This window comes from Paraburkholderia graminis, from assembly GCF_003330785.1.
GTDB lineage: Bacteria > Pseudomonadota > Gammaproteobacteria > Burkholderiales > Burkholderiaceae > Paraburkholderia > Paraburkholderia graminis.
This window is the reverse complement of sequence record NZ_CP024934.1, coordinates 4,010,047-4,031,601: the sequence shown is the minus strand read 5'-3', so window position 1 is coordinate 4,031,601 and position 21,555 is coordinate 4,010,047. Positions and strand designations below refer to the sequence as shown.

The window sequence follows — 21,555 nt, the reverse complement described above, 5'->3', positions numbered from 1 at the left end:
CGAGTGCTGTCGTTATGGTGTGCACGCGGTTCGCCGCAGCCCCCGTCGCGCGCACGCAACAAGGCCCGGAGCAGCCAGGCGTAACAGCTCCAGGCGCTTGCGCCACAAGGGTTTGCGGGACAAGCGAGCCGGAGCGGCGTGCAATATTTTTGGGAAGTAAGGCGAGATTCTAACGCCAAATCGGAGGCGAAAGGGAGTTATCCACAGGGACGGATCATCCGCCGAAGCAGGCCGCGCGCTCGCGCGGCACCGGCTAAACTATTGACGGTCAACGAAAAACGGGTTTAAATAGCGGGTTCCGCGAAAACCAATTCAGCAAACCTCCGGCCATTGCGCTTTCAGCGATGATCGCGCGGTTTTTTTTCGATCAAGTGAGAGCAACATGAAACGTACTTACCAACCTTCCGTTACCCGTCGCAAGCGCACCCACGGCTTTCGCGTTCGCATGAAGACTGCTGGCGGCCGCAAGGTCATCAACGCACGTCGCGCGAAGGGCCGCAAGCGCCTCGCCATCTAAGGCAGGCGAGCGGATTGCGCGCTCTGTCCGTGCCAGGCGACAACCGCGGCGAAGCGGAATCGGCAGAGGCGCCGCAGCAGGGCTCCGTACCGTTGCGAGCGCAAGCCGCCTTTCCCAAAGCCGCAAGGCTACTGAAAACGGATGAATTTTCATCCGTTTTTCGTTTGCGCCCCTGGCGCCGCACCGCGCACTTCGTCGTGTACGGCCGGCCCACCGGCAATGACGCTCGCCTCGGCCTCGTGATCGGCAAGAAGTATGCGCCGCGCGCGGCCACGCGTAATCTGGTACGCCGGATCGCGCGCGAAGCCTTCCGGTTGCGTCGCGCGGAATTCGGCGGTTGGGATGTGCTGCTGCGTTTGCACACGCGCTTTGACAAGAAGGCTTTGCCGAGCGCCGCGTCGCCGCCGTTGAAGGCGCTGTGCCGCAGCGAAATCGAGGCGCTGCTCGACAAGGCAGCGCGCGAAATCACCCGTCGTCAGGCGCCGCCCGCGGAAGCGCCCAGGACGGAATGACGTTCAGATGACCGTCCGCCTTTTCGCTCGTGCCGCCACAGCTTCGGCAGCCACGGCCAGCGGGCGTCGTCCGGTATTTCACGTTGCGCGGCGCCGTCCGGCCGCATGAGCCATGCAAACGGTACTCATCGCTTTATTGCGCTTTTACAAGCTTGCCGTCAGCCCCATGCTCGGCAACCGGTGCCGTTTTTACCCTTCCTGCTCTGATTACGCGCGCGAAGCAATCCAGTATCATGGCGCCGCGCGCGGGACTTATCTCGCCGCCAGGCGTATTTGCCGCTGCCATCCGTTTTCCGCGGGCGGCATCGATCTCGTCCCGCCTCCCACTTCTGAAAAGCGCTGATGCGCCGTTCCATCGACACTGAGACAACGCATGGATATTAAACGCACCGTCCTATGGGTCATCTTCTTCATGTCAGCGGTCATGCTGTTCGACAACTGGCAACGCGACCACGGACGCCCGTCGATGTTCTTCCCGAGCGCCACGCCGACCAAGACGGCCGGCAGCGCCGCACCGGGAACCACGACGCCGGGAACCCAGCCCGCCGATTTGCCGGCCACCAACGCAGCCGCGCCGGCCAACACGCCGGCCGCCACGCAATCGCAGCTCGTCAAGTTCAGCACCGACGTCTATAGCGGCGAAATCGACACGCGCGGCGGCACGCTGTCGAAGCTGTCGCTCGTCAAGCAAGGCGACGGCAAGCAGCCGGATCTCGTCATCACGCTGTTCGACCGCGCGGGCAATCACACGTACCTCGCGCGCACGGGCCTGCTCGGCGGCGATTTCCCGAATCACAACGACATCTACACGCTGATGCCGAATCAGCAGACCGAGCTGAAGGGCGATCAGAAATCGTTCAGCCTGAGCTTCGAGTCGCCGGTCAAGGGTGGGCTGAAGGTCATCAAGACCTACACGTTCACGCGCGGCAGCTATGTGATCGGCGTCGACACGAAGATTCAGAACGTCGGCACCGCGCCGGTCAGCCCGTCGGTGTATATGGAACTGGTGCGCGACGACCAGCCGGTCGAAACGCCGCGCTTCTCGCACACGTTCATCGGCCCGGCTGTCTACACCGAACAGAATCACTTCCAGAAGATGACGTTCGGCGACATCGACAAGAACAAGGAAGACTACGCGAAGCAGGCCGACAACGGCTGGATCGCGATGGTGCAGCATTACTTCGCGTCGGCGTGGATTCCGCAGCAGGGCGTTAAGCGCGACATCTACGTCGAGAAGATCGATCCGGCGCTGTATCGCGTCGGCGTGAAGCAGCCGGTCGCGGCCATCGCGCCGGGCCAGACCGTGGACGTTTCCGCACGTCTTTTCGCCGGTCCCGAAGAAGAGCGCATGCTCGAAGGCATCGCGCCGGGCCTCGAACTGGTGAAGGACTACGGCTGGGTGACGATCATCGCGAAGCCGCTGTTCTGGCTGCTCGAAAAGATCCACAGCTATGTCGGCAACTGGGGCTGGGCAATCGTGTTGCTCACGCTGCTGATCAAGGCGGTGTTTTTCCCGCTGTCGGCCGCGAGCTACAAATCGATGGCGCGCATGAAGGCGATCACGCCGCGCATGCAGGCGCTGCGCGAACGCTTCAAGGGCGATCCGCAGAAGATGAACGCCGCGCTCATGGAACTGTACAAGACCGAGAAGGTGAATCCGTTCGGCGGCTGTCTGCCGGTCGTGATCCAGATTCCGGTGTTCATTTCGCTGTACTGGGTGCTGCTGTCGTCGGTGGAAATGCGCGGCGCGCCGTGGGTTCTGTGGATTCACGATCTGTCGCAACAGGACCCGTACTTCATCCTGCCGGTGTTGATGGCCGTCTCGATGTTCCTGCAAACGAAGCTGAACCCGACGCCGCCCGATCCGGTTCAAGCCAAGATGATGATGTTCATGCCGATCGCGTTCTCGGTCATGTTCTTCTTCTTCCCGGCGGGTCTCGTGCTGTACTACGTGGTGAACAACGTGCTGTCGATCGCGCAGCAGTACTACATCACGCGCATGATGGGTCAGTCGAAGGCAAAGCCGGCCTGACGCCGGTCTGAAAAGACGCAGTAAACGTAGCCGCAAAAACGAAGCCGCCCGGTTCAACGAACCGGGCGGCTTTTTTCATGGACGCATGCGTGCGCATGAGACGTGTCCGCTACTCTTCTTCGTTATCCTCACCGTAGAAGCGCACAATCATTTCCTCGACGAGAAAGCGGTCCTTCGGCGTCAGCGACTGAATCTTGGAAGCGAGTTCAATGATTTCCGGCGATGGCGGATACTTCTCGCCGCGCGCCATGGGTCTGGCGCTCGCACCGGGCGAAGGTCCATAGTGGAGCCAATGCTCTTTCACGTTCAACCACTCGGCCAGCGTGCGTAACTTGTCCGGCTTCGGAATGGTCGTGCCCGTCAGCCACTTGTGCGCGGTTTGCGGCGTGACCGGACGATCGCCGCGATAGCGAAGGTTGAATTGCTCGGCGAGTTTGGTCCCGCCGCGAATTTTCAGCGGCTCCAGGCTGTCCTTCAGCCTCTTGGCGAAGGCGGCTTTTTCTTTTGGGGTTGGCATGGGCCAGATTGTGCAATTCAGCGTCCTCCCCGTTGACAACCAAACAAGTTCATGTTTAGCGTATTTGAGATACTTTTAGCTTGACGCGCCCAAGGCATCGGCAGTTCGGCGCGATGTCAAAATTTGCGAATTTTCCATGCTCGGCTTGAGTTCGTGCGATTCGCGTATCGCGTCGAATGTGTGGATTTGTGCTAATGCCGCAGTAACAATCCTAGCTTGATTAAGATCAATCTTACGCGGGGCAAAAAAAGCGCGCGCGGCGACCGGTAGGCGACCAACAGGCGGCTCCTCGGCAGGCTTGCCGCAGGCCCCGCGTTACAATGCCCAGCGCCGCGCAGCTGTGCGCGCCGCCCTCCCCGTTCTCCGATTTCGCCGCCCTTCTCTCATGCTGACCACCGACTCCGATCCCATCGTTGCCATTGCCACCGCGCCCGGCCGTGGAGGCATCGGCGTCGTGCGAATCTCGTTCGGGCGCGCGGGCGATGCTGCCGCGCAGCCGCTGATGCAGGCGCTCACCGGCCAGGCGCTTGCGCCCCGCCACGCGAGCTACGTGCCTTTTCTCGACGACAACGGCAACCCGCTCGATCGCGGCATCGCGCTGTACTTTCCCGCGCCGCATTCGTACACCGGCGAGCACGTGCTCGAGTTGCAAGGTCACGGCGGCCCGGTCGTGCTGCAACTGGTGCTGCAACGCTGCATCGACGCCGGTCGTGCGTTCGGTCTGCGGCTCGCCGAACCCGGCGAATTCACGCGCCGCGCGTTCCTTAATGACAAGCTCGATCTCGCGCAGGCCGAGGCCGTCGCCGATCTGATCGAGGCGAGTACAGAGGCCGCCGCGCGCTCGGCGGGCCGTTCGCTCGACGGCGCGTTCTCGCGCGACATCCACGCTCTGGTCGAAGAAGTGATCACGCTGCGCATGCTGGTCGAGGCCACGCTCGACTTCCCCGAAGAAGAGATCGACTTCCTCGAGGCCGCCGACGCCCGCGGCAAGCTCGCTCGCATTCGCGAGCGCCTCGCGAGTGTGCTCGCCGAGGCGCGACAAGGTGCGCTGCTGCGCGAGGGGCTTTCGGTGGTGCTTGCGGGGCAACCGAATGTCGGCAAATCGTCGCTATTGAATGCGCTCGCGGGCGCCGAGCTCGCCATCGTCACGCCGATTGCGGGCACCACGCGCGACAAGGTCGCGCAGACCATCCAGATCGAAGGCATTCCGCTTCATGTGATCGACACCGCCGGCCTGCGCGATACCGAAGACGAGGTCGAGAAGATCGGCATTGCGCGCACCTGGAGCGAGATCGAGCGCGCGGACGTGGTACTTCATCTGCTCGATGCACGCACCGGCATGACCGCCGAGGATGAAACCATCGCAAAGCGCTTTCCCTCGGGCGTGCCGGTCATGCGCGTGCTGAACAAGACGGATCTGGTTGGCTTGCCGCCGCACACGCGCGCGCTCGACGCCGACCTTGAACTCAGCGAAGTCCGGCTGTCGGCGAAACAGGGCGACGGCGTGAGCCTTTTGCGTGATGAGTTGCTGCGCATCGCCGGCTGGCAGGCGGGCGCCGAGAGCGTCTACCTTGCGCGCGAGCGTCACCTGATCGCGTTGCGCGCGGCGCAGGAACACCTGGCGACGGCCGCCGCCCATGCCGATCAGAACTCGCAGGCACTGGATCTGTTCGCCGAGGAACTGCGGCTCGCGCAGGATCAGCTCAACTCGATTACCGGCGAGTTCAGTTCGGATGATCTTCTCGGAGTGATTTTTAGCAGGTTCTGTATTGGCAAGTGAAGCCGAAGTCGAATGCACCTATAGAGGCACTGTAAACGGTGGCGCACAAGGGAACTCCGCCATTGCGAGCCAAGCGCGCCAGCCGCGTTTGTAGACCATCAACGCCGCGATTATTTGGTACACAACGCCAAACAGTTTAAACTCGCGCTGTCGCCTCTCAGCCCTCCGAGCATGCCCCGCCGAGCCGTTCCCCTCACCGAATCCCAAGTGCGCGCGCTCGAACCGCGCGCCGCCCGCTACAGTCTCGCCGACGGCAACGGCCTCGTGATCGAAGTGATGACCACGGGCACCAAAGTCTGGCGCTTTCGCTATTCGCTGAACGGCAAGCGCCAGCCGCTCGCCACGATCGGCGATTACCGGATGATTTCGCTGCGCGTCGCACGAGCCAAGGCGCAAAAGTACGCGGAACTGGTCGCGCAAGGCATTTCGCCGGTCGCCACTGCGCGCCGCGATCGCGGCGCCGAAGCGAAAGCTGAGCTCTTGCGCGAAGCCGCGGAGCTCTACATGGCGACCGAAATGGCGGGCAAGTCGGACGAATATCGCCGCACCACGCGTCGCGCGCTCGACAAGGACGTGTTGCCCGCAATCGGCGGCCTGCCGGTGAAGGCCGTCACCGCGGAGCACGTCGTCGCCATCTGCGACAGGATCAAAAGCCGCGGTTCGCCCAAAATGGCGCTGCATACCCGCAACGTCATCAAGCGCCTGTACGAGTATCTGATCGCGCGACAGCTTGCGACCGCCAACCCGGCGGAAGTCGTGCCGGCGCGCTCCATCGCGACTTTCGAGAGCCGCACGCGCGTGCTGTCCGGCGACGAAATCGGCGCGATGCTGCATTCAATCGAAACGTCGAGCATTCGCCGCCCGCTCAAAATCGCGCTGCATCTGCTCGTGCTGACGATGGTTCGCAAATCGGACTTGGTGGAATCGACGTGGGACGAGTTCGACCTCGATAAAGCGCTGTGGCGCATCGGCGCCGCGCGCCTGAAGAAGGACGCCGATCAGCTCGTCTACCTGCCGCTGCAAGCGGTGACGATGCTGCGCGAACTGCATCGCACGCGGGCGAGCGCCACGTTCGTCTTCCCGAGCGTGAGGGGCGACGACCGGCCGATCGCGAAGAGCACGCTGAACCAGGCCGTGAAGGCGCTCGGCCTCGACGTCGAGCATTTCGTTCTGCACGACTTCCGGCGAACGGCGGCCGCACATCTGCGGGGGATGACGGAGCACGCGCAAACGGACAAAAGTTCAGCGAAAACGCGACAAAGCGCGTCGCGCGAGGACAGCTCACGCGATGCCGCGGCACAGCGGCAAATCGCGCAGCGTTGGGCAGACTTTGTCGACGCCCAGCTTGACGCAGCGGGGCAAAGCGCGAGCCGCACGGGCTAACGAACGCCGCAGCGCCACGCGCGGACATGCAGTGGTCGCAAGCCCTCATTTTAGGTACACAGCGCCACCACGCCACGCGGTAACGCGTTGTCCGTAAGGAGAAACCGTGTGCGTTCATCAGGTTACTAAAACACTGCTCCGAGCCGCGAAGCACCCTGGCGGCCATAGCGTCACGCGGCACTTTTCTCCTGCAATTGATCGCCTACACTGGAGCAACGATGCAACCTTTCCAAGGAGGCTGCCATGTCCGAATCGTTGATCGCTTACCTGCTTGGGCCTACCGTGATGCTGCTGGTCGGCGCGGCAATCTGGGCGACGTCCCGCTATTTCCACAAGGCGGAGCCACCCAGGCTTGAGCGCTGGCTCGATACGCATTACGCGGAGTGGCTGCATCACAGGCACTGACTCGTAACGCCACGTAGCGCCACGCGGCGCTCAAAATGAAAAAGGCCGTCGCAGTGTGGCGACGGCCTTTCTGTCTGCGGCGCGCGGTCATGGCGCGACTACGAGCTACCACCTAGGGTCCGCATACTCGTATTGCCGCGGCTGCGCTCCGCATGCCACATACGCGCGCTGGTACTGGTCGTAGCAGTAGCCCGGCGGCGGGCCGTCGTAGGCCGGCGCCGGCTGATACACCGGCTGCGCGTAAACCGGCTGCGCATAGACAGGCTGCTGATAAGCCACCGCCGGCGCCGGATTCAGTACCGACGTCACCACCGCGCCGAGCACGGCGCCGCCGATCAGCGCACCGACCAGATCGCCGCCGTCATGGCCATGAGCCGACGCTTGTCCCGCGACGCTCAGGCTGCCCACCATCATCAAAGCCACTGCTAACTTTTTCATTTTTCGCTCCCGCCGTTGAGGCATGGAACGAATTGTCGGCGAGCCGCACGGAAATAGATGCTGCAAGTGGTAACGACACATTACCTGTGTAACTTCGAACGGTGCCGTAGGTACGCGAAGCGGCGCGGGGAATATCGCGAACGAACGCGGTCAAGTGACTCCGTCGAAAATCGAACTGACGCCGATCTGGCGGACAATAGGCGCGAATGCCCTGCCCGCACCCAATCTGCAATGATCGATATGGAGAAAAAAGCGATGACCTACGACGACAGCAACCCGTTCGCGAAAATTCTGCGTGGCGAACTACCGTGCATCAAGGTCGCGGAAACGGATGCGGCGCTCGCCTTCATGGATCTGATGCCGCAAGCCGACGGCCATCTGCTCGTCGTGCCGAAGGAAGCCGCCGCGGAAATCTTCGATCTCTCGGATGCGGCGACGGTCGCGTGCATCCGCATGACGCAGAAGCTGGCCATCGCCGTGCGTGCGGCGTTGCGCCCGGATGGCGTATTCATCGGCCAGTTCAACGGCGCGGCAGCCGGTCAGACGGTGCCGCATGTGCACTTCCACGTGATTCCGCGTTGGGAAGGACAGCCGTTACGCATGCATGCACGCGACATGGCCGACGCCGACACGCTCGAAGCGCTCGCCAAACGCATTCGCGCGCATTGGCGCGCCGATTGACGAGCAGCGCTTGCGCATTCGAGTACGACGCCGCTGCACCGTCATCGCCGTCGACGAACACCGCTTATAGCCGATGCCGCGAACGACGCAGCGGATGACGCCAGTCGAGCCGCCGCGGCTTCGCGTGCATGGGTCGCATGTCGTGCAGATGCCGGTGTTCCTGCCACAATTCGTCGGAGAAAAGAAACGCGACGATGAGGAGCGGAAGGACGAGAAAAACGCCCAGTATCAGGTTCTCGATCACGGTGGCCTCCGTTTGCACGAGCATCGAATTCATTTTAGAGCAGCGCACGTACCTGCGCTGCCGGCCACCGCGCATTAACTCTGGCGCATAACGCGCGACGTCGCCTGGCATCGTTTATCTTCTGCACGTGCACCGTTATTTCCCAATTTCGACGCGAGTAAACAAATACTTTGTGTGCAATGCACCAAGCGCATTCCCGCTTGTAGTAATTCGCTTAAATCTAATATCGCGTTTACGCTAATGCCGCGTCGCAAAGCTTTACTGGTTAAAGCGCTGCACAATATATGTCGCTTAGGTATCCGTCGTATTTCCACTGGTTTGCCGCGCTGCTTAAGGGTTAAGCACATGCGGCGCGCGGTGCGACAATTCGCCACTGTTGCAACCGCACACAAGATGTGCTTGTTGTTCTGCACAGTTCTCCTAGAGTGCAAGGTGCGGGTTAGACGATGGAGTTAAACACATAGCTAACCTGAGCACTTGGCCCGCACCGGAGGAACCTATGAAAGCTCGACTCGCCCTTGTTTTCGCCATTGCAAGTCTGGCTGCCGCAACCGTTCAGGCGCAAGACGCCGTGATCAAGCCGCAGCAAACCATTCAGTTCAAGGCCAACGCGTACGGTTGTCTGTCGAAAGACAAGCTCGACGCCGTCAGTCAGCACGCTCAAGCCGGCGAACAGCAGAAAATGCAGGAGTTCTTCTCCGGATATCAATGCGTTTCCACGCCGGAGAATTCGAGCTTCCGCGTCGTGCGCGTTGTCGGCCACGATTTCGAATTCGTGAATGCAGGCAATAGCGATACGCAAGGCCTTTGGGCGAACGATCGATTCATCAAGCAATAATTTGCAGCACGCCAGTATGCGGACGTTCCGGTAAAACGCCGGAACGCAATTGGCTTAAGCAAATTCTCTGGCTTTAAACGCCGGAGACGCTGAGCTTGCGATTAAAAAAACCGGTTGGACATTTCGAGTGTCCAACCGGTTTTTATTTTTTGCGCGGAACGATTTACGCAGAGCGCGAAAAAAAGCCGATGCGGCATGTCGATCCGCATCGGCAGTACGCCTTCTCGCAAAGGCAGGAACAACCGTTTATCTCGTCGGAATCGCTCGTGACGTTCAGTGAGAATCGCGCGGCACCGGCGCGCCGCTTGAGCCGACGAGGAAGTCGAGATCCGCGCCCTGATCCGCTTGCAGCACATGCTCGACGTAGAGCTTGTAGTAGCCGCGCTTGGGCGACTCAGGCGCCTGCCATGCAGCGCGCCGGCGTTCGAGTTCCTCGTCGCTGACTTCGAGGTGCAGGCGCCGCGCTTCGACATCGAGTTCGATCATGTCGCCGGTCTGCACCAGCGCGAGCGGGCCGCCCGCGGCCGCTTCCGGCGAGACGTGCAGCACGACCGCGCCATACGCAGTGCCGCTCATGCGTCCATCGGAAATGCGCACCATGTCCGTGATGCCTTTTTGCAGCACTTTTTTCGGCAGCGGCATATTGCCCACTTCCGCAAAGCCAGGATAGCCCTTCGGCCCCGCGCCCTTGAGCACCATGATGCAGTTTTCGTCGATGTCGAGTGCCTCGTCGTCGATCTTCGCGTGCAGCTCCTCGATGTTCTCGAACACCACCGCGCGGCCGCGATGCTTGAGCAACTCGGCAGTCGCCGCCGACGGCTTGATCACCGCGCCATTCGGCGCGAGATTGCCCTTCAGCACCGCGATGCCCGCCTTCGCCTTGAACGGCTCGGCGAATGTCGTGATGACTTTCTCGTCGTAATTCGACGCGTTGCGCACGTTGTCCCAGATCGTCTTGCCGTTCACGGTCAGCGCTTCGCGATGCAGCAGACCTTGTTCGCCGAGCTGCTTCAGAACAGCGGGCAAACCGCCGGCGTAATAAAAATCTTCCATCAGGTATTCGCCCGACGGCTGCAGGTTGACGAGACACGGCACGTTGGAACCGAGCTCCCAGTCTTCCAGCGAAAGCTCTACGCCGATGCGCTTCGCAAGCGCGATCAGATGCACGACCGCATTGGTCGAGCCGCCAATCGCGGCGTTCGTGCGAATCGCGTTTTCGAACGCCTGGCGCGTGAGAATCTTGTCCATCGTCAGATCTTCGCGAACCATGTCGACGATGCGCCGGCCGGCCAGATGCGCGAGCACCTGACGGCGTGCGTCGACAGCCGGAATCGCCGCGTTCTGCGGCAAGCCCATGCCGAGCGATTCGACCATCGAAGCCATCGTCGAAGCCGTGCCCATCGTCATGCAATGGCCGCGCGAGCGGTTCATGCACGACTCGGCTTCGGTGAATTCTTCCTGCGTCATCGTGCCGGCGCGCACTTCCTCGGACATCTGCCAGACACCCGTGCCCGAGCCGATATGCTTGCCGCGAAAGCGCCCGTTCAGCATCGGTCCGCCCGACACCGCGAGCGACGGCAGATTGCACGACGCCGCGCCCATCAGCAGCGCGGGCGTAGTCTTGTCGCAGCCGACGAGCAGAATCACGCCGTCCATCGGATTCCCGCGAATCGATTCCTCGACGTCCATCGAAGCGAGGTTGCGAAACAGCATCGCCGTCGGCCGCAGATTCGTTTCGCCGAGCGACATCACCGGAAACTCGAGCGGCAGGCCGCCGGCCTCATGCACGCCTTTTTTCACGTACTCGGCGAGCTCGCGAAAATGCGCGTTGCAAGGCGTCAGTTCCGACCACGTATTGCAGATGCCGATGACCGGCCGGCCGTCGAATTCGTCGTGCGGAATGCCCTGGTTTTTCATCCACGAGCGATGCAGAAAACCGTCGCGGTCCTTGAGGCCGAACCACGCCTGGCTGCGCAGCGGCTTTTTAGTCTGGTTGGAATCAGCCATGAAATCTCCTGTTGGCAAACGTGTAGAGCGGGGCGCCTGTCAGTGCACGCGCTTGCTGCGGCGGAACTGGTCGAACAGCACCGCGAGCAGCAGAATCCCGCCGCGAATCAGGTATTGATAGAAAGTCGGCACGTTCATCAGGCTCATTGCGTCCTGCACCGAGCCCATGATCAGCACGCCGACCAGCACGCCGGAAATCGTCGCGACGCCGCCCGTCAGCGACACGCCGCCGAGCACGCACGCGGAAATCACGCCGAGTTCCAGGCCGACCGATGTTTTCGGATCGCCGAGACTCATACGCGACGCAAGCATCACGCCCGCAAAGCCCGTCACGAGACCTTGCAGCACGAACACCGTGATCTTGATGCGCGTGACGGGCAGACCCGCCAGCAACGCGGCCTCGCTATTGCCGCCGACAGCCAGCACGTTCTTGCCGAACACGGTCTTCTTCAGCAGAAAACCAAACAGCACGAAGCCGACGATGTTGCTCCAGATCGGAAACGAAATGCCGAGGAACGAGCCGCCGCCAAGATCGAAGAAGCGTTCTTCCGAAATCATCACCGCGTCGCCGCTCGACGTGATGTAGGCGAGACCGCGGACGACTTCCATCATCGCGAGCGTGACGATCAGCGAGTTGATCTTGTAGCGCGCGACCAGCACGCCGTTGACAAGCCCGACCGCGCCGCCCGCGAGCACGCCCGCGGCCACGCCGAGCATCACGCTATGCGTCGCCGTGATGAGCGTGGACGCCACCACGCCCGCAAAGGCCACGATCGACGCCACCGACAGATCGACTTCGCCGAGCGCGAGGACGAACATCATCGTCACCGAGATCGAGCCGATCAGCGTGACGGAAAGCAGCAGGCCCTGAATGTTTCGCGAGCTCAGAAAGTCCGGCACGGTGAACGACAGCACCGCGAACAGAATGATGAACACCATCACGATGCCGGACTTGTTGATCAGATCCCACGTGCGCGCCGCGCGCGCGCTCAGGCCCGCGGAAGCGACGGCCGGCGTGGAGGATTCGGTTGAAGGTGTGTTCATGATGTGTGTTCCGTTTCAATGCCGCGGTTTCGATTCAGCGGCGCGACTCAGTTTGCGTTCGGTTGCGTTCGTTCGGTTGTGTGCGGCTAGCGGGGCAGGGCGAGCTTGATGAGCACATCGGGCGTGGCCTGCGCCTTGGGCAGATCGCCGACGAGGCGTCCTTCCTTCATCACGATCACGCGGTCGGCCACGCCGATCACTTCCGCGAGATCGCTCGACACCACGATCACCGTGCGGCCTGCTTCGGCGAGCCCATACAGCAGCCCATAAATTTCGCTGCGTGCGCCGACGTCGATGCCGCGCGTGGGCTCGTCCATCAGAAATACGTCGATCTCTTCGGCCAGCCAGCGCGACAAAATCACCTTCTGCTGATTGCCGCCGGAGAGCGTGCCGATCGGCGTCTCGCCGTTGCGCGTCTTGATCGCGAGCTTGCCGATGAACTCCTTCGCGGTCTGCGCTTCCTTGCGGCCGTTGAGCACGTTAAAACGGCTGAAATGGCGGCGGCAACTGATGTTGAGGTTGTCCGATACCGAAGCGATCGAGACGATGCCTTCCTGTTTGCGGTCTTCCGGACACAGCGCGACGCCTGCGCGCACCGCGTCGCGCGGCGTGGCGAAACGCGCCGGCTTGCCTTTGAGCGTGATGTCGCCGGCGGTCGGCTTGACCGCGCCGTAGATGAGCTTCATCAACTCCGAACGCCCCGCGCCGACGAGCCCGAAGAAGCCGACTATCTCGCCTTTGCGCGCGGAGAACGTGGCCGGTTCGCGCAGCCCCTTACCCATGAGTCCCTTGACGTCGAGCTGCACGTCGCCGAGTTCGCGCGTGCGATAGCCGTACACGTCGGCGATCGAGCGGCCCACCATGCAACTGATCAGACGATCGCGGTCGAGCCCGGCGCCTGCATCGAACGTATCGATGCGGCGGCCGTCGCGGAACACGGTCACGCGATCGCACAGCTCGTAGACCTCGTCCATCCGGTGCGTGACGTAGACGATCGCGCGGCCTTCGGCCCGCAACGCCCGGATGATCCGGAACAGTTGCGTCGTTTCGCGCGACGACAGCGAACTCGTCGGTTCGTCGAATGCGATCACGCGCGCGTCGCGCATCAGCGCCTTGCCGATCTCGATCATCTGCCGCTGACCGATCGACAGATTCTTTACCTGCTGCGACGGGTCGATTTTTTCGCCGAGCCGTTCGAGTTCGCGCAGCGCGCGCGCAACCAGCGCCTTTTCGTCAAGGATGCCGAAGCGATTCGGCAGCGCGCCGAGCATGAGGTTTTCCGCAACCGTCAGCTCGGGCACCAGATGCAATTCCTGATAGATGATCGCGACGCCCGCGGCAATCGCCGCCTTCGTCGTAGTGAACTGCTGCTCGACGCCGCCGAGCGACAACGTGCCCGCCGCCGGCTGATTCACGCCGGACAGCACCTTGAGCAGCGTCGATTTGCCCGCGCCGTTTTCGCCCATCAGGCCATGCACTTCGCCGCGCCGCACTTCCAGCGACACCTGGTCGAGCGCGAGCACGCCGGGAAAGCGCACGGTGATGCCGTCGAGTTGCAGATACGGCTCGCTCGACGCAAGCGCCGCAGCAGGCGAGGGCGCTTGCACCGGCACAGAAGCATCGCCGATGGAAGGCGCAGTGTGTGTGGACGTCATCGAAAAAAACCTCGGTAGTGATCAGGCTGTGCGGGCCGCGCGCGCTTCAGCGCATGAGACGCGGCCCGCCGCGTGCAAGGTCGAACGCGGCTTAGATGCCGAGTTCCTTGCGCACGTCCTGCCAGTTGCCGCGCACCATCAGCTTGCCGGTGGTTTGCGTATCGGCGGGCGGCTGCTTGCCGTCCTTGATCCACTGCACGAGGTTCTCGGTGCTTTCGCGGCCGTGCATCGTCGAGCTCACGGCGATCGTGCCGTAGAAGCCCGTCGGCTCCTTCTTCTGGAATTCGGCAAAGGCTTCGCCCGCGCCGTTGATGCCGACGCCGATCACGTCCGCCGCCGGAATGTGCAGTTGCTCGGTGGCGCGCACGCCGCCCAGCACGCTTTCCTCGTTCAGCGCGAAGATCACCCACTTCTTGATGTTCGGATGCTGCGCGAGCACCGGCGACGAAGCGTTGAAGCCGCCTTCGTCGTCCGTCGTCTTTTGCGGAGCGTCGAAGATATTCTCTTTCTTGAAGCCGCCGGCGAGCAGCGATTGCGTCGCGCCGTCGGTGCGCAGCTTCGCGGTCGGCAGCTCGTAGTTCGTGATGCGCAGCGCGCCGACTTCTTCCGGCTTCCAGCCGCGGCGCTTCATTTCCTCGGCGATCGCCGTGCCGACCTGATTGCCGATCTTGAACGCGGACATGCCCAGATGCGGCACGTTCGGCAGCGGCTTGCCGCTCGAGTCGACCAACTGATCGTCGACGGTGACGAACTTCATGTTGTAGCGCTTCGCGCGCGCCTGAATCGCCGGTCCGAGACGCACGTCGGGCGCGCAGATCACGAAGCCCTTCGCGCCTTGAGCGCCGAGATTGTCGATAGCGGACAGCACTTTTTCACCGTCCGGCGTGCCGATGTTCACCACCGAAAAGCCGTCCTTCTGACCGAGCGCCGTCGCGGCTTTCTGTTCGTTGATGAACCATGCCTGTTCCGGCATCTTCACAAGGAAGCCGACTTTGAGCGGCTGGTCCGCATGCGCGGAAAGTTGCATCGCAAAGGGCGCGGCGAGGGTGGCCGCGGCGATCGCGGTGAGCGTCAAACGACGAAGCTTGCTGGTCATGTCTGTCTCCTGAGGTTGAAAAGCTGCATTGATTTCGTTTATGTGCAGCGAGGCGATACACGGCGTTAGCCGGAACTTGAAAACTGAGCCAGGAAATCCGATGCGGAATCGATGCGGGCGGCGACGTGCATATGAGTCACCGGGATCAGCTCGCGACGTAGGCCGTTTTCACGGCCGTCCAGAACGCCGCGTCGGTCGAGCCATACGCGGACGCCTTGCGCCCGCCGCCAGGCGCGTGATGCTCGACTGCCGTCGTCGGCAGATTGATCGTGACGAGGCCGCTATGCACATGGCGGCGAAAATGCCGGGCGCGGCTCAACGAACGCGTGCAGATGCCGGCGCACAGACCATAGGCGGTGTCGTTCGCGAGAGTCAGCGCGTGCTCGTAATCGTCGGCGCGCAAGACGACCGCGAGCGGTCCGAAAATTTCTTCGCGCGCGATCCGATGCTCGGCTTCGCCCGCGAACAGCGCCGGTTCGAAGAAGTAGCCGCGCGTCGCGCGTTCGAGTTGCCGGCCGCCGTGCAGCAGTTGCGCGCCTTCCTGCGCCGCGATTCGCACGTAGTCGAGATTGCGCTCGAGTTGCGCGGCGTTCGCGACGGGGCCCACGTCGGTGCCGTGCTTCAGCGCATGGTCGACGGTGAGTTTCGCGAGCCTTGCCTGCAACGCGTCGACGAACGGCTCGTAGATCGCGCGTTCGACGATCAGACGCGCCGCCGCCGTGCTGCGCTGGCCGGTCGAGCCGTAGGCGCCGGTCAACGCGGCATCGACCGCAATGTCGAGATCGGCATCGGCCAGCACGACGAACGGGTTCTTGCCGCCCATCTCCAGTTGCACGCGCGCCTGACGCGCCGCCGCGGCTTGCAGTACACGCGTGCCGGTTTCCGCCGATCCGCTGAAGCTGATGCCCGCGACGAGCGGATGCGCGACGATCCGCGCGCCGACCTGCCGGCCGCTGCCCATCACCAGATTGAACACGCCCGCCGGCAAACCCGCGCGGCTCACGATGGAAGCCAACGCCGCCGCGCAAGCCGGCGTCGATTCCGCCGGCTTGAAGACGACGCAATTGCCGTGCGCCAGCGCGGCGCCGATCTTGGCCGCGGCAGTCGCGAGCGGCGCGCTCCACGGCGCGATGATGCCGACCACGCCGAGCGGCTCGCGCGTCATGTCGATTTCGACGCCGGCACGCGCCGACGCCACAGGCTCCGAGTACGCGCGCTGTGCATCGGCGGCGAGCAGCTTGAAGGTCTGGCCGGCGCGCGTGGCTTCGCTCAGCGCTTCGGGCAAAGTTTTGCCGACTTCGCGCGCTAGCAGACGGCCGAGTTCGTCGCGGCGTGCGAGCATTTCGCTGCCGATCGCGTCGAGCGCGTCCGCGCGGCGCTGGCCCGAACTCAGCGACCATTCGCCGAAAGCCGCATTGGCCGCTTCAATCGCGCTGTCGGTCTGCCGCACGTCGGCGCGAACATATTCGCCGACGGGGTCGTCGAGATCCGACGGATTCAGCGAAACGCCCGTGGTTGCGCCCGTCTCCCAGCCGCCATTGATGTAATGGCGCAGCGGGCTGGCAACGAGCGGGACGAGCGGATCGCGGTTCATCGACGGAATGGCGCCATGGGAGAAGCCTGGAAAGTCCACGAATGGTATGAGCGGGCGCAATAACTTTCCAATCCCTTTTTAGGCTATCCCGATAACAATTTCGGTATGGCATCATGGCGCCAACGATAATGATGTTGGAGACAGGCCATGACGCGTAGCTACTCGAACTGGTTCGTGCGTGCGCGGCTGAAGACGCGGCAGTTGCTGCTGCTGGCCGCGATGGAGGAAGAAGGCAACGTGCGGCGCGCCGCCGACGTGCTGGGCATGACGCAGCCGGCGGCTTCGCGGCTCCTCAAGGAACTGGAGGACATGCTGGGCGTGAGCCTCTTCGACCGCACGCCGCACGGCATGCACGCGACGCTGTACGGCGAGGTGATGATCCGTCATGCGCGCATGGTGCTCTCGAATCTGAGCCACGCACACGACGAAATCTCGGCGCTGCGCGCGGGACTCGCCGGGCAGGTGCGCATCGGCGTGATCGCGGCGGCGGCGGCCACGATGGTGCCGCGCGCGATCGCGAGCGTGAAGGAGCGTTATCCGCAATTGCAGATCTGGGCGGAAGTCGAAACGTCGGACGTGATGTTGCCGCGGCTCGCCGAAGGCGAACTCGACATCATGATCGGCCGGGTGCTCGAGCGGCAAAATCAGTTCAAGACCGAAGTCCGCTACGAACCGCTCGCCGACGAACCGCTGTGCGTGGTCGCGCGGCCGGGCCATCCGCTGGAAAACGAGAGCGGGCTGACGCTGCGGGGAATCGTCAACGCCAGTTGGGTGCTGCATCCGCCGGGCAGCGTGTTGCGGCATCGTTTCGATCTGATGTTTTCGCAGATCGGCCTGAATCCGCCGCAGAACGTGGTCAACACCAACAACTTTCTGGCAATTTCGAGCCTGCTGCTTCAGAGCGACATGTTGGCGGTTTTGCCGAACGAAGTGGCGGGCCAGTACCAACAGTACGGCGTGCTGAAGCGCCTGCCGATCGATTTGCCATGCAGGATGGACACTTTCGGTATCATCACGCGCCAGTCGCACCTGCTTTCGCCGGCCGCGTCGGTCGTGCTGGAAGCGCTGCGCGAGGCCGCGGGCGAGGTGTACGGCGCGCCGTCGGAGGCGGCCATGGTTCGATAAATGCTTCCTCCCTTCATGAGATGGCCGGCTGACGGCAGGGAGGGACGCAAAATGTACAACAAACACGGAAGACGGCAACGCGCCGTCGACGACTCATTTTCCGTTCGCTCCGGTGGGGCGAGCGTCTGGTTTAGCAACGGCATGGCTCTCAAATCGACGATTTACAAGGCGGAACTGCAGATCGCCAATATGGACCGGCACTATTACGCCGACCATTCGCTCACCATCGCGCGTCATCCGTCCGAAACCGACGAGCGCATGATGGTCCGCGTCGCCGCGTTCGCGCTCTTCGCGCAGGAACGGCTCGAATTCTGCAAGGGTTTATCGGATGTCGACGAACCCGATCTCTGGCAAAAGGATCTGACCGGCGCGATCGAAACGTGGATCGAAGTCGGCCAGCCCGACGAGCGGCGCATCGCCAAGGCGAGCGGCCGTTCGAACGAGGTGATTGTGATCGCCTACGGCGGGCGAACTTCGGACATCTGGTGGCAGGGCGTGCGGAACAAGGTCGAGCGCATGCGCAATGTGACGGTGTGGTCGCTCGGCGAAAACATCGCGGCCGAACTCGGCTCGCTCGCGGAGCGCACGATGCGGCTGCAATGCACCGTGCAGGACGGCGAGGCGTGGCTCGGCAGCGCTGAAGCCGACGCCGTGAAAATCGAGTGGACGGTGTTGAAGGCGCCCGCGAACGCTTGACTTTGCGCCGGCCCGGCCGCCCGCGACGCGCGAGGTTCAGAGCGACGTCACGCGCGCCGCTTCGGGCGGTCCTTTGAGCTCGACCATGTTGCCCTCGGGGTCGAACAGATACAGCGACGGCCCGTAGCCGTCCGCGCCATAACGCACGCCTTCTTCGCCGATCCGCGCGCCTTGGGCGGCCAGGTGCGCCTTGAGCGCCTCGGCATCGAACGGCTCGACGCGCAAACACAGATGATCCATATTGCGTCCCGCGCCGGGCGTGCCGTTTTCCGGGCGATCGATCTTCGCGCCCACCTGCAGCAGGTCGATCAGCGAGCGCCCCGCCCGCAACTGCGTGAGACCCAGCTCGCGCTGCTCTTTTTCGACGCTGCAACCGAGCACGTCGCAGTAAAAGCGCGCCATCGACGCACCGTCGGTCGCCCGAATCACGACGTGGTCGATCTCGCGAATATGAATCTTCATATTGAGCGCCTCCCGTGGCTGATTTATCAAACGGAGAACAGCCAGTTTATGGGAAAGCGGGGCGGGCGTTGACGGGCTAGATGCCGTCCAGCGCCGGCCGGCACGCAAAACGTATAGACGAAAAAAAGCCCGCTCTATGTGGAGCGGGCTGAATCCATATCAGGAGGAGACATGGAGGAGACAGGTACTAATATACACATGCGCTTGGTGCGACGCAATAACTTTTTAGGGGAAAACCCGACATCGTGCAAAATTGTCGCACCTGGAGGCAAAACGAGCCGTCAGATGACGCCGAGCGGCGCCCGCCGGGCGTCTGCCGGCTACGAGGAAGCGCAATGACAGAGCAAGAACCGGAGCGTAGTGTGTCGGGATGCGGCCTACATTGGTGAGCATCGACAGCACCCATCCGGGACCATCATGAACCGCACCCATCAACCCGCCGAGACCGACACGACCGCCCGCACCGCCGCCTGGCATTCCGACGACGAACGGTGGGAAGCCGTCGCCCGTCGCGATCCGCTCGCGGACGGCGCTTTCTTCTACGGCGTGAAGACGACGGGCGTGTTCTGCCGTCCGTCCTGCGCATCGCGCCAGCCGCGCCGCGAGAACGTCGCGTTTTTCGCCGATGCCGCCGCGGCCCGCGCCGCCGGCTTTCGCGATTGCAAGCGCTGTCAGCCGGGCGGCTTGCCGCGCGAACTCGACATCGTGAACCGCGCGTGCGCGGCGCTCGACGCCGATCCGCAGCAACGTCTCACGCTCGCGCAATTGAGCGACGCCGTGCACCTGAGCCCGTTCCACCTTCAGCGCCTGTTCAAGCGGGTCGTCGGCGTGTCGCCGCGCCAGTATCAGGCTGCGCGGCGCGGCGCCGCGTTGCGCGACGCGCTCAAGCGCGGCGCCGACGTCACGCGCGCCACGCTCGACGCCGGCTTCAACTCGCCTTCGCGGATGTACGAGAGTGCGTCGGCGGAACTGGGCATGGCACCGTCCGAATATCGCCGCAAAGGCGCGGGGCTGACCGTGCGCTACGCCAGCGCGCCGACCTCGCTCGGCTTCGTGCTGGTGGCCGCGACGGCCAAGGGCATCTGCAAGATCGGTTTCGGCGACGACGCCGCCTTGCTCGTCGACGAACTGCGCGGCGAATTCGCCAATGCCGATCTGCTGGAGGACGCCGAGCGGCTCGCGCCGTTCGTCGCGCAGATCGACGCCTATTTGCGCGGCACGCGTCAGCATTTCGACCTGCCGCTCGACATCGCGGCGACGGCCTTCCGCCAGCGCGTGTGGGACGCGCTGCGGCACATTCCCTACGGCGAGACGCGCAGCTACACGGAGATCGCCGAAGCCGTCGGCGCGCCGCGCGCCGTGCGCGCGGTCGCGAGCGCCTGCGCGACGAATCCGGTTGCGCTTGCCATTCCGTGTCATCGCGTCGTGCAAAAGGGCGGGGCGCTTGCCGGCTATCGTTGGGGCTTGCCGCGCAAAGCCGCGCTGCTCGACAACGAGGCGCAGCACGCGCACCGCGTTTCCGCCGACGAAACCGCCCGCCCCGAAACGACGCCTGTTCAACCCCTCGCCAACAAACTGGACCACGCCGCGTGAGCACGCTCGACGACGTTGCAACTCTTGAACTCCCGTACAAAGCGCCGTTCGACTGGCGGCGCCTGCTGCGCTTTTTCAGCGGACGCGCGACGCCCGGCGTCGAGACCGTCGAAGACGGCGCGTATCGCCGCGCGATCGAATGGGCCGGCGACAGCGGCACGCTCAGCGTGTGCGAGCATCCGCGCAAGCGCTGTCTGGTGGCGAGCATAGAAGGCCCGGTGAGCCGTCACGCCGACGCGCTCGCCGCGCCGATTGCAAAGATGTTCGATCTGCACGCCGATCCGAAGAAGATCGGCGCCGCGCTCGCCGCGGACCCCTGGCTTGCGCCGCTGATCGACGCCGCGCCCGGCTTGCGCGTGCCGGGCGCGTGGTCGGGCTTCGAACTGGTGGTGCGCGCGATTGTCGGCCAGCAAATCAGCGTGAAGGGGGCGACCACTATCATCGGACGATTGGTGCAGCGGGCGGGCGAGCGTATCGAAGGGCATCCGCATGACAACACGGCGTGGCGTTTTCCGACGCCCCAAGCGCTGGCAGCCGTCGACCTCGCGCAAATCGGCATGCCGGGCAAGCGCGTGGCCGCGCTGCAAGGCTTCGCGCACGCGGTCGCGACGGGCGATGTGCCGCTCGACAGCGCCACGGCGGACGCAAGCGAACTGCGCGCGGCCTTGCTCGCCCTGCCGGGCATCGGCCCCTGGACGGTCGAGTATGTCGCGATGCGCGCGTGGCGCGATTCCGACGCCTGGCCGGCGTGGGATCTCGTGCTGATGCAGTCGATCTGCGCGCGCGACCCGTCGCTCGTGCGGCCCACGCAGCAGCGCACGCGCACCGACGCTTGGCGCCCGTGGCGCGCTTATGCGGCGATGCATCTGTGGAACGAGGTGGCGGATCGGGCCGGGGCCGCGCGCGGCGGTTAGTGCTGCGCGAGCTAGCCGTCTA

General features: G+C 63.5%; 22 protein-coding genes. 13 read left to right on the top strand and 9 right to left on the bottom strand.

The genetic code is table 11. The features are described from left to right. The first annotated feature begins 382 nt into the window (after positions 1 to 382). The 4 genes from rpmH to yidC all read left to right on the top strand — a co-directional run bounded on the left by rpmH (position 383) and on the right by yidC (position 3,061). Entirely contained in the window at positions 383 to 517 is a 135-nt protein-coding gene (gene rpmH, locus CUJ91_RS18200) for a 50S ribosomal protein L34 (RefSeq protein WP_004198824.1), read from the top strand. 14 nt (positions 518 to 531) lie between these two features. Continuing rightward, positions 532 to 1,029, top strand: coding sequence for a ribonuclease P protein component (locus CUJ91_RS18195; RefSeq protein ID WP_006050603.1), 498 nt, complete (start codon positions 532 to 534; stop codon positions 1,027 to 1,029). 112 nt (positions 1,030 to 1,141) lie between these two features. After that, complete coding sequence (yidD, locus tag CUJ91_RS18190) at positions 1,142 to 1,372, top strand: membrane protein insertion efficiency factor YidD (RefSeq protein ID WP_006050604.1); 231 nt, start codon at positions 1,142 to 1,144, stop codon at positions 1,370 to 1,372. 30 nt (positions 1,373 to 1,402) lie between these two features. After that, entirely contained in the window at positions 1,403 to 3,061 is a 1,659-nt protein-coding gene (yidC, locus tag CUJ91_RS18185; protein ID WP_006050605.1) for a membrane protein insertase YidC, read from the top strand. A gap of 109 nt (positions 3,062 to 3,170) precedes the next feature. On the opposite strand, the gene CUJ91_RS18180 is transcribed toward yidC, so the two are convergent. Next, positions 3,171 to 3,578, bottom strand: a complete 408-nt coding sequence (locus CUJ91_RS18180; RefSeq protein ID WP_006050606.1) for a transcriptional regulator — start codon at positions 3,576 to 3,578, stop codon at positions 3,171 to 3,173. A 385-nt stretch (positions 3,579 to 3,963) separates the two neighbouring features. Here CUJ91_RS18180 and mnmE point away from each other — a divergent pair, with 385 nt between their 5' ends. From mnmE to CUJ91_RS34425, 3 genes are all read left to right on the top strand, one after another. Next, positions 3,964 to 5,358: a tRNA uridine-5-carboxymethylaminomethyl(34) synthesis GTPase MnmE gene (gene mnmE, locus CUJ91_RS18175; RefSeq protein WP_114156644.1), complete on the top strand. Its 1,395-nt coding sequence runs from the start codon at positions 3,964 to 3,966 to the stop codon at positions 5,356 to 5,358. A gap of 171 nt (positions 5,359 to 5,529) precedes the next feature. Then, the gene (locus CUJ91_RS18170; protein ID WP_114156643.1) at positions 5,530 to 6,741 is read left to right on the top strand and encodes a tyrosine-type recombinase/integrase; all 1,212 of its coding nucleotides are present in this window, start codon (positions 5,530 to 5,532) and stop codon (positions 6,739 to 6,741) included. Positions 6,742 to 6,984: 243 nt separating this feature from the next. Beyond that, positions 6,985 to 7,146 carry a hypothetical protein gene (locus tag CUJ91_RS34425; RefSeq protein WP_006050609.1) on the top strand — a complete coding sequence of 54 codons (162 nt, stop codon included), beginning with the start codon at positions 6,985 to 6,987 and terminating at the stop codon, positions 7,144 to 7,146. Between the two features lie 105 nt (positions 7,147 to 7,251). On the opposite strand, the gene CUJ91_RS18165 is transcribed toward CUJ91_RS34425, so the two are convergent. Then, the gene (locus tag CUJ91_RS18165) at positions 7,252 to 7,584 is read right to left on the bottom strand and encodes a hypothetical protein (protein WP_006050610.1); all 333 of its coding nucleotides are present in this window, start codon (positions 7,582 to 7,584) and stop codon (positions 7,252 to 7,254) included. Positions 7,585 to 7,839: 255 nt separating this feature from the next. Between CUJ91_RS18165 and CUJ91_RS18160 the strand changes: the two genes are divergently transcribed. Next, the gene (locus CUJ91_RS18160) at positions 7,840 to 8,265 is read left to right on the top strand and encodes an HIT family protein (RefSeq protein WP_006050611.1); all 426 of its coding nucleotides are present in this window, start codon (positions 7,840 to 7,842) and stop codon (positions 8,263 to 8,265) included. Positions 8,266 to 8,329: 64 nt separating this feature from the next. Here CUJ91_RS18160 and CUJ91_RS18155 read toward each other — a convergent pair whose 3' ends face one another. Further along, a complete protein-coding gene (locus CUJ91_RS18155; RefSeq protein WP_006050612.1) occupies positions 8,330 to 8,542 on the bottom strand; it encodes a hypothetical protein in 213 nt (70 codons plus the stop codon). A gap of 466 nt (positions 8,543 to 9,008) precedes the next feature. Between CUJ91_RS18155 and sap1 the strand changes: the two genes are divergently transcribed. Continuing rightward, the gene (gene sap1 / locus CUJ91_RS18150) at positions 9,009 to 9,347 is read left to right on the top strand and encodes a surface attachment protein Sap1 (RefSeq protein ID WP_006050613.1); all 339 of its coding nucleotides are present in this window, start codon (positions 9,009 to 9,011) and stop codon (positions 9,345 to 9,347) included. 273 nt (positions 9,348 to 9,620) lie between these two features. On the opposite strand, the gene CUJ91_RS18145 is transcribed toward sap1, so the two are convergent. From CUJ91_RS18145 to CUJ91_RS18125, 5 genes are all read right to left on the bottom strand, one after another. Continuing rightward, on the bottom strand, positions 9,621 to 11,354 hold the full coding sequence (locus tag CUJ91_RS18145) for an IlvD/Edd family dehydratase (protein WP_029971179.1): 1,734 nt from the start codon (positions 11,352 to 11,354) through the stop codon (positions 9,621 to 9,623). A 39-nt stretch (positions 11,355 to 11,393) separates the two neighbouring features. Then, positions 11,394 to 12,398, bottom strand: a complete 1,005-nt coding sequence (gene araH, locus CUJ91_RS18140) for an L-arabinose ABC transporter permease AraH (RefSeq protein WP_006050615.1) — start codon at positions 12,396 to 12,398, stop codon at positions 11,394 to 11,396. Between the two features lie 86 nt (positions 12,399 to 12,484). After that, positions 12,485 to 14,053, bottom strand: coding sequence for an L-arabinose ABC transporter ATP-binding protein AraG (araG, locus tag CUJ91_RS18135; protein ID WP_029971180.1), 1,569 nt, complete (start codon positions 14,051 to 14,053; stop codon positions 12,485 to 12,487). Between the two features lie 91 nt (positions 14,054 to 14,144). Further along, on the bottom strand, positions 14,145 to 15,149 hold the full coding sequence (locus CUJ91_RS18130; RefSeq protein ID WP_006050617.1) for an arabinose ABC transporter substrate-binding protein: 1,005 nt from the start codon (positions 15,147 to 15,149) through the stop codon (positions 14,145 to 14,147). A gap of 145 nt (positions 15,150 to 15,294) precedes the next feature. After that, the gene (locus CUJ91_RS18125; protein ID WP_029971181.1) at positions 15,295 to 16,743 is read right to left on the bottom strand and encodes an aldehyde dehydrogenase family protein; all 1,449 of its coding nucleotides are present in this window, start codon (positions 16,741 to 16,743) and stop codon (positions 15,295 to 15,297) included. A 147-nt stretch (positions 16,744 to 16,890) separates the two neighbouring features. Between CUJ91_RS18125 and CUJ91_RS18120 the strand changes: the two genes are divergently transcribed. Further along, positions 16,891 to 17,868 carry a LysR family transcriptional regulator gene (locus CUJ91_RS18120; RefSeq protein WP_006050620.1) on the top strand — a complete coding sequence of 326 codons (978 nt, stop codon included), beginning with the start codon at positions 16,891 to 16,893 and terminating at the stop codon, positions 17,866 to 17,868. 141 nt (positions 17,869 to 18,009) lie between these two features. Beyond that, entirely contained in the window at positions 18,010 to 18,564 is a 555-nt protein-coding gene (locus CUJ91_RS18115) for a YaeQ family protein (RefSeq protein ID WP_107710105.1), read from the top strand. Positions 18,565 to 18,600: 36 nt separating this feature from the next. Here CUJ91_RS18115 and CUJ91_RS18110 read toward each other — a convergent pair whose 3' ends face one another. Continuing rightward, positions 18,601 to 19,026 (bottom strand): VOC family protein, encoded by a 426-nt coding sequence (locus CUJ91_RS18110; RefSeq protein WP_114156642.1) that lies wholly within the window; start codon positions 19,024 to 19,026, stop codon positions 18,601 to 18,603. A gap of 417 nt (positions 19,027 to 19,443) precedes the next feature. On the opposite strand from CUJ91_RS18110, the gene ada reads away from it, so the two are divergent. Beyond that, the gene (ada, locus tag CUJ91_RS18105) at positions 19,444 to 20,619 is read left to right on the top strand and encodes a bifunctional DNA-binding transcriptional regulator/O6-methylguanine-DNA methyltransferase Ada (RefSeq protein WP_114156641.1); all 1,176 of its coding nucleotides are present in this window, start codon (positions 19,444 to 19,446) and stop codon (positions 20,617 to 20,619) included. Beyond that, the gene (locus CUJ91_RS18100) at positions 20,616 to 21,533 is read left to right on the top strand and encodes a DNA-3-methyladenine glycosylase family protein (RefSeq protein ID WP_114156640.1); all 918 of its coding nucleotides are present in this window, start codon (positions 20,616 to 20,618) and stop codon (positions 21,531 to 21,533) included. Before ada ends, CUJ91_RS18100 begins: the two co-directional genes overlap by 4 nt. Positions 21,534 to 21,555 lie beyond the last annotated feature (22 nt).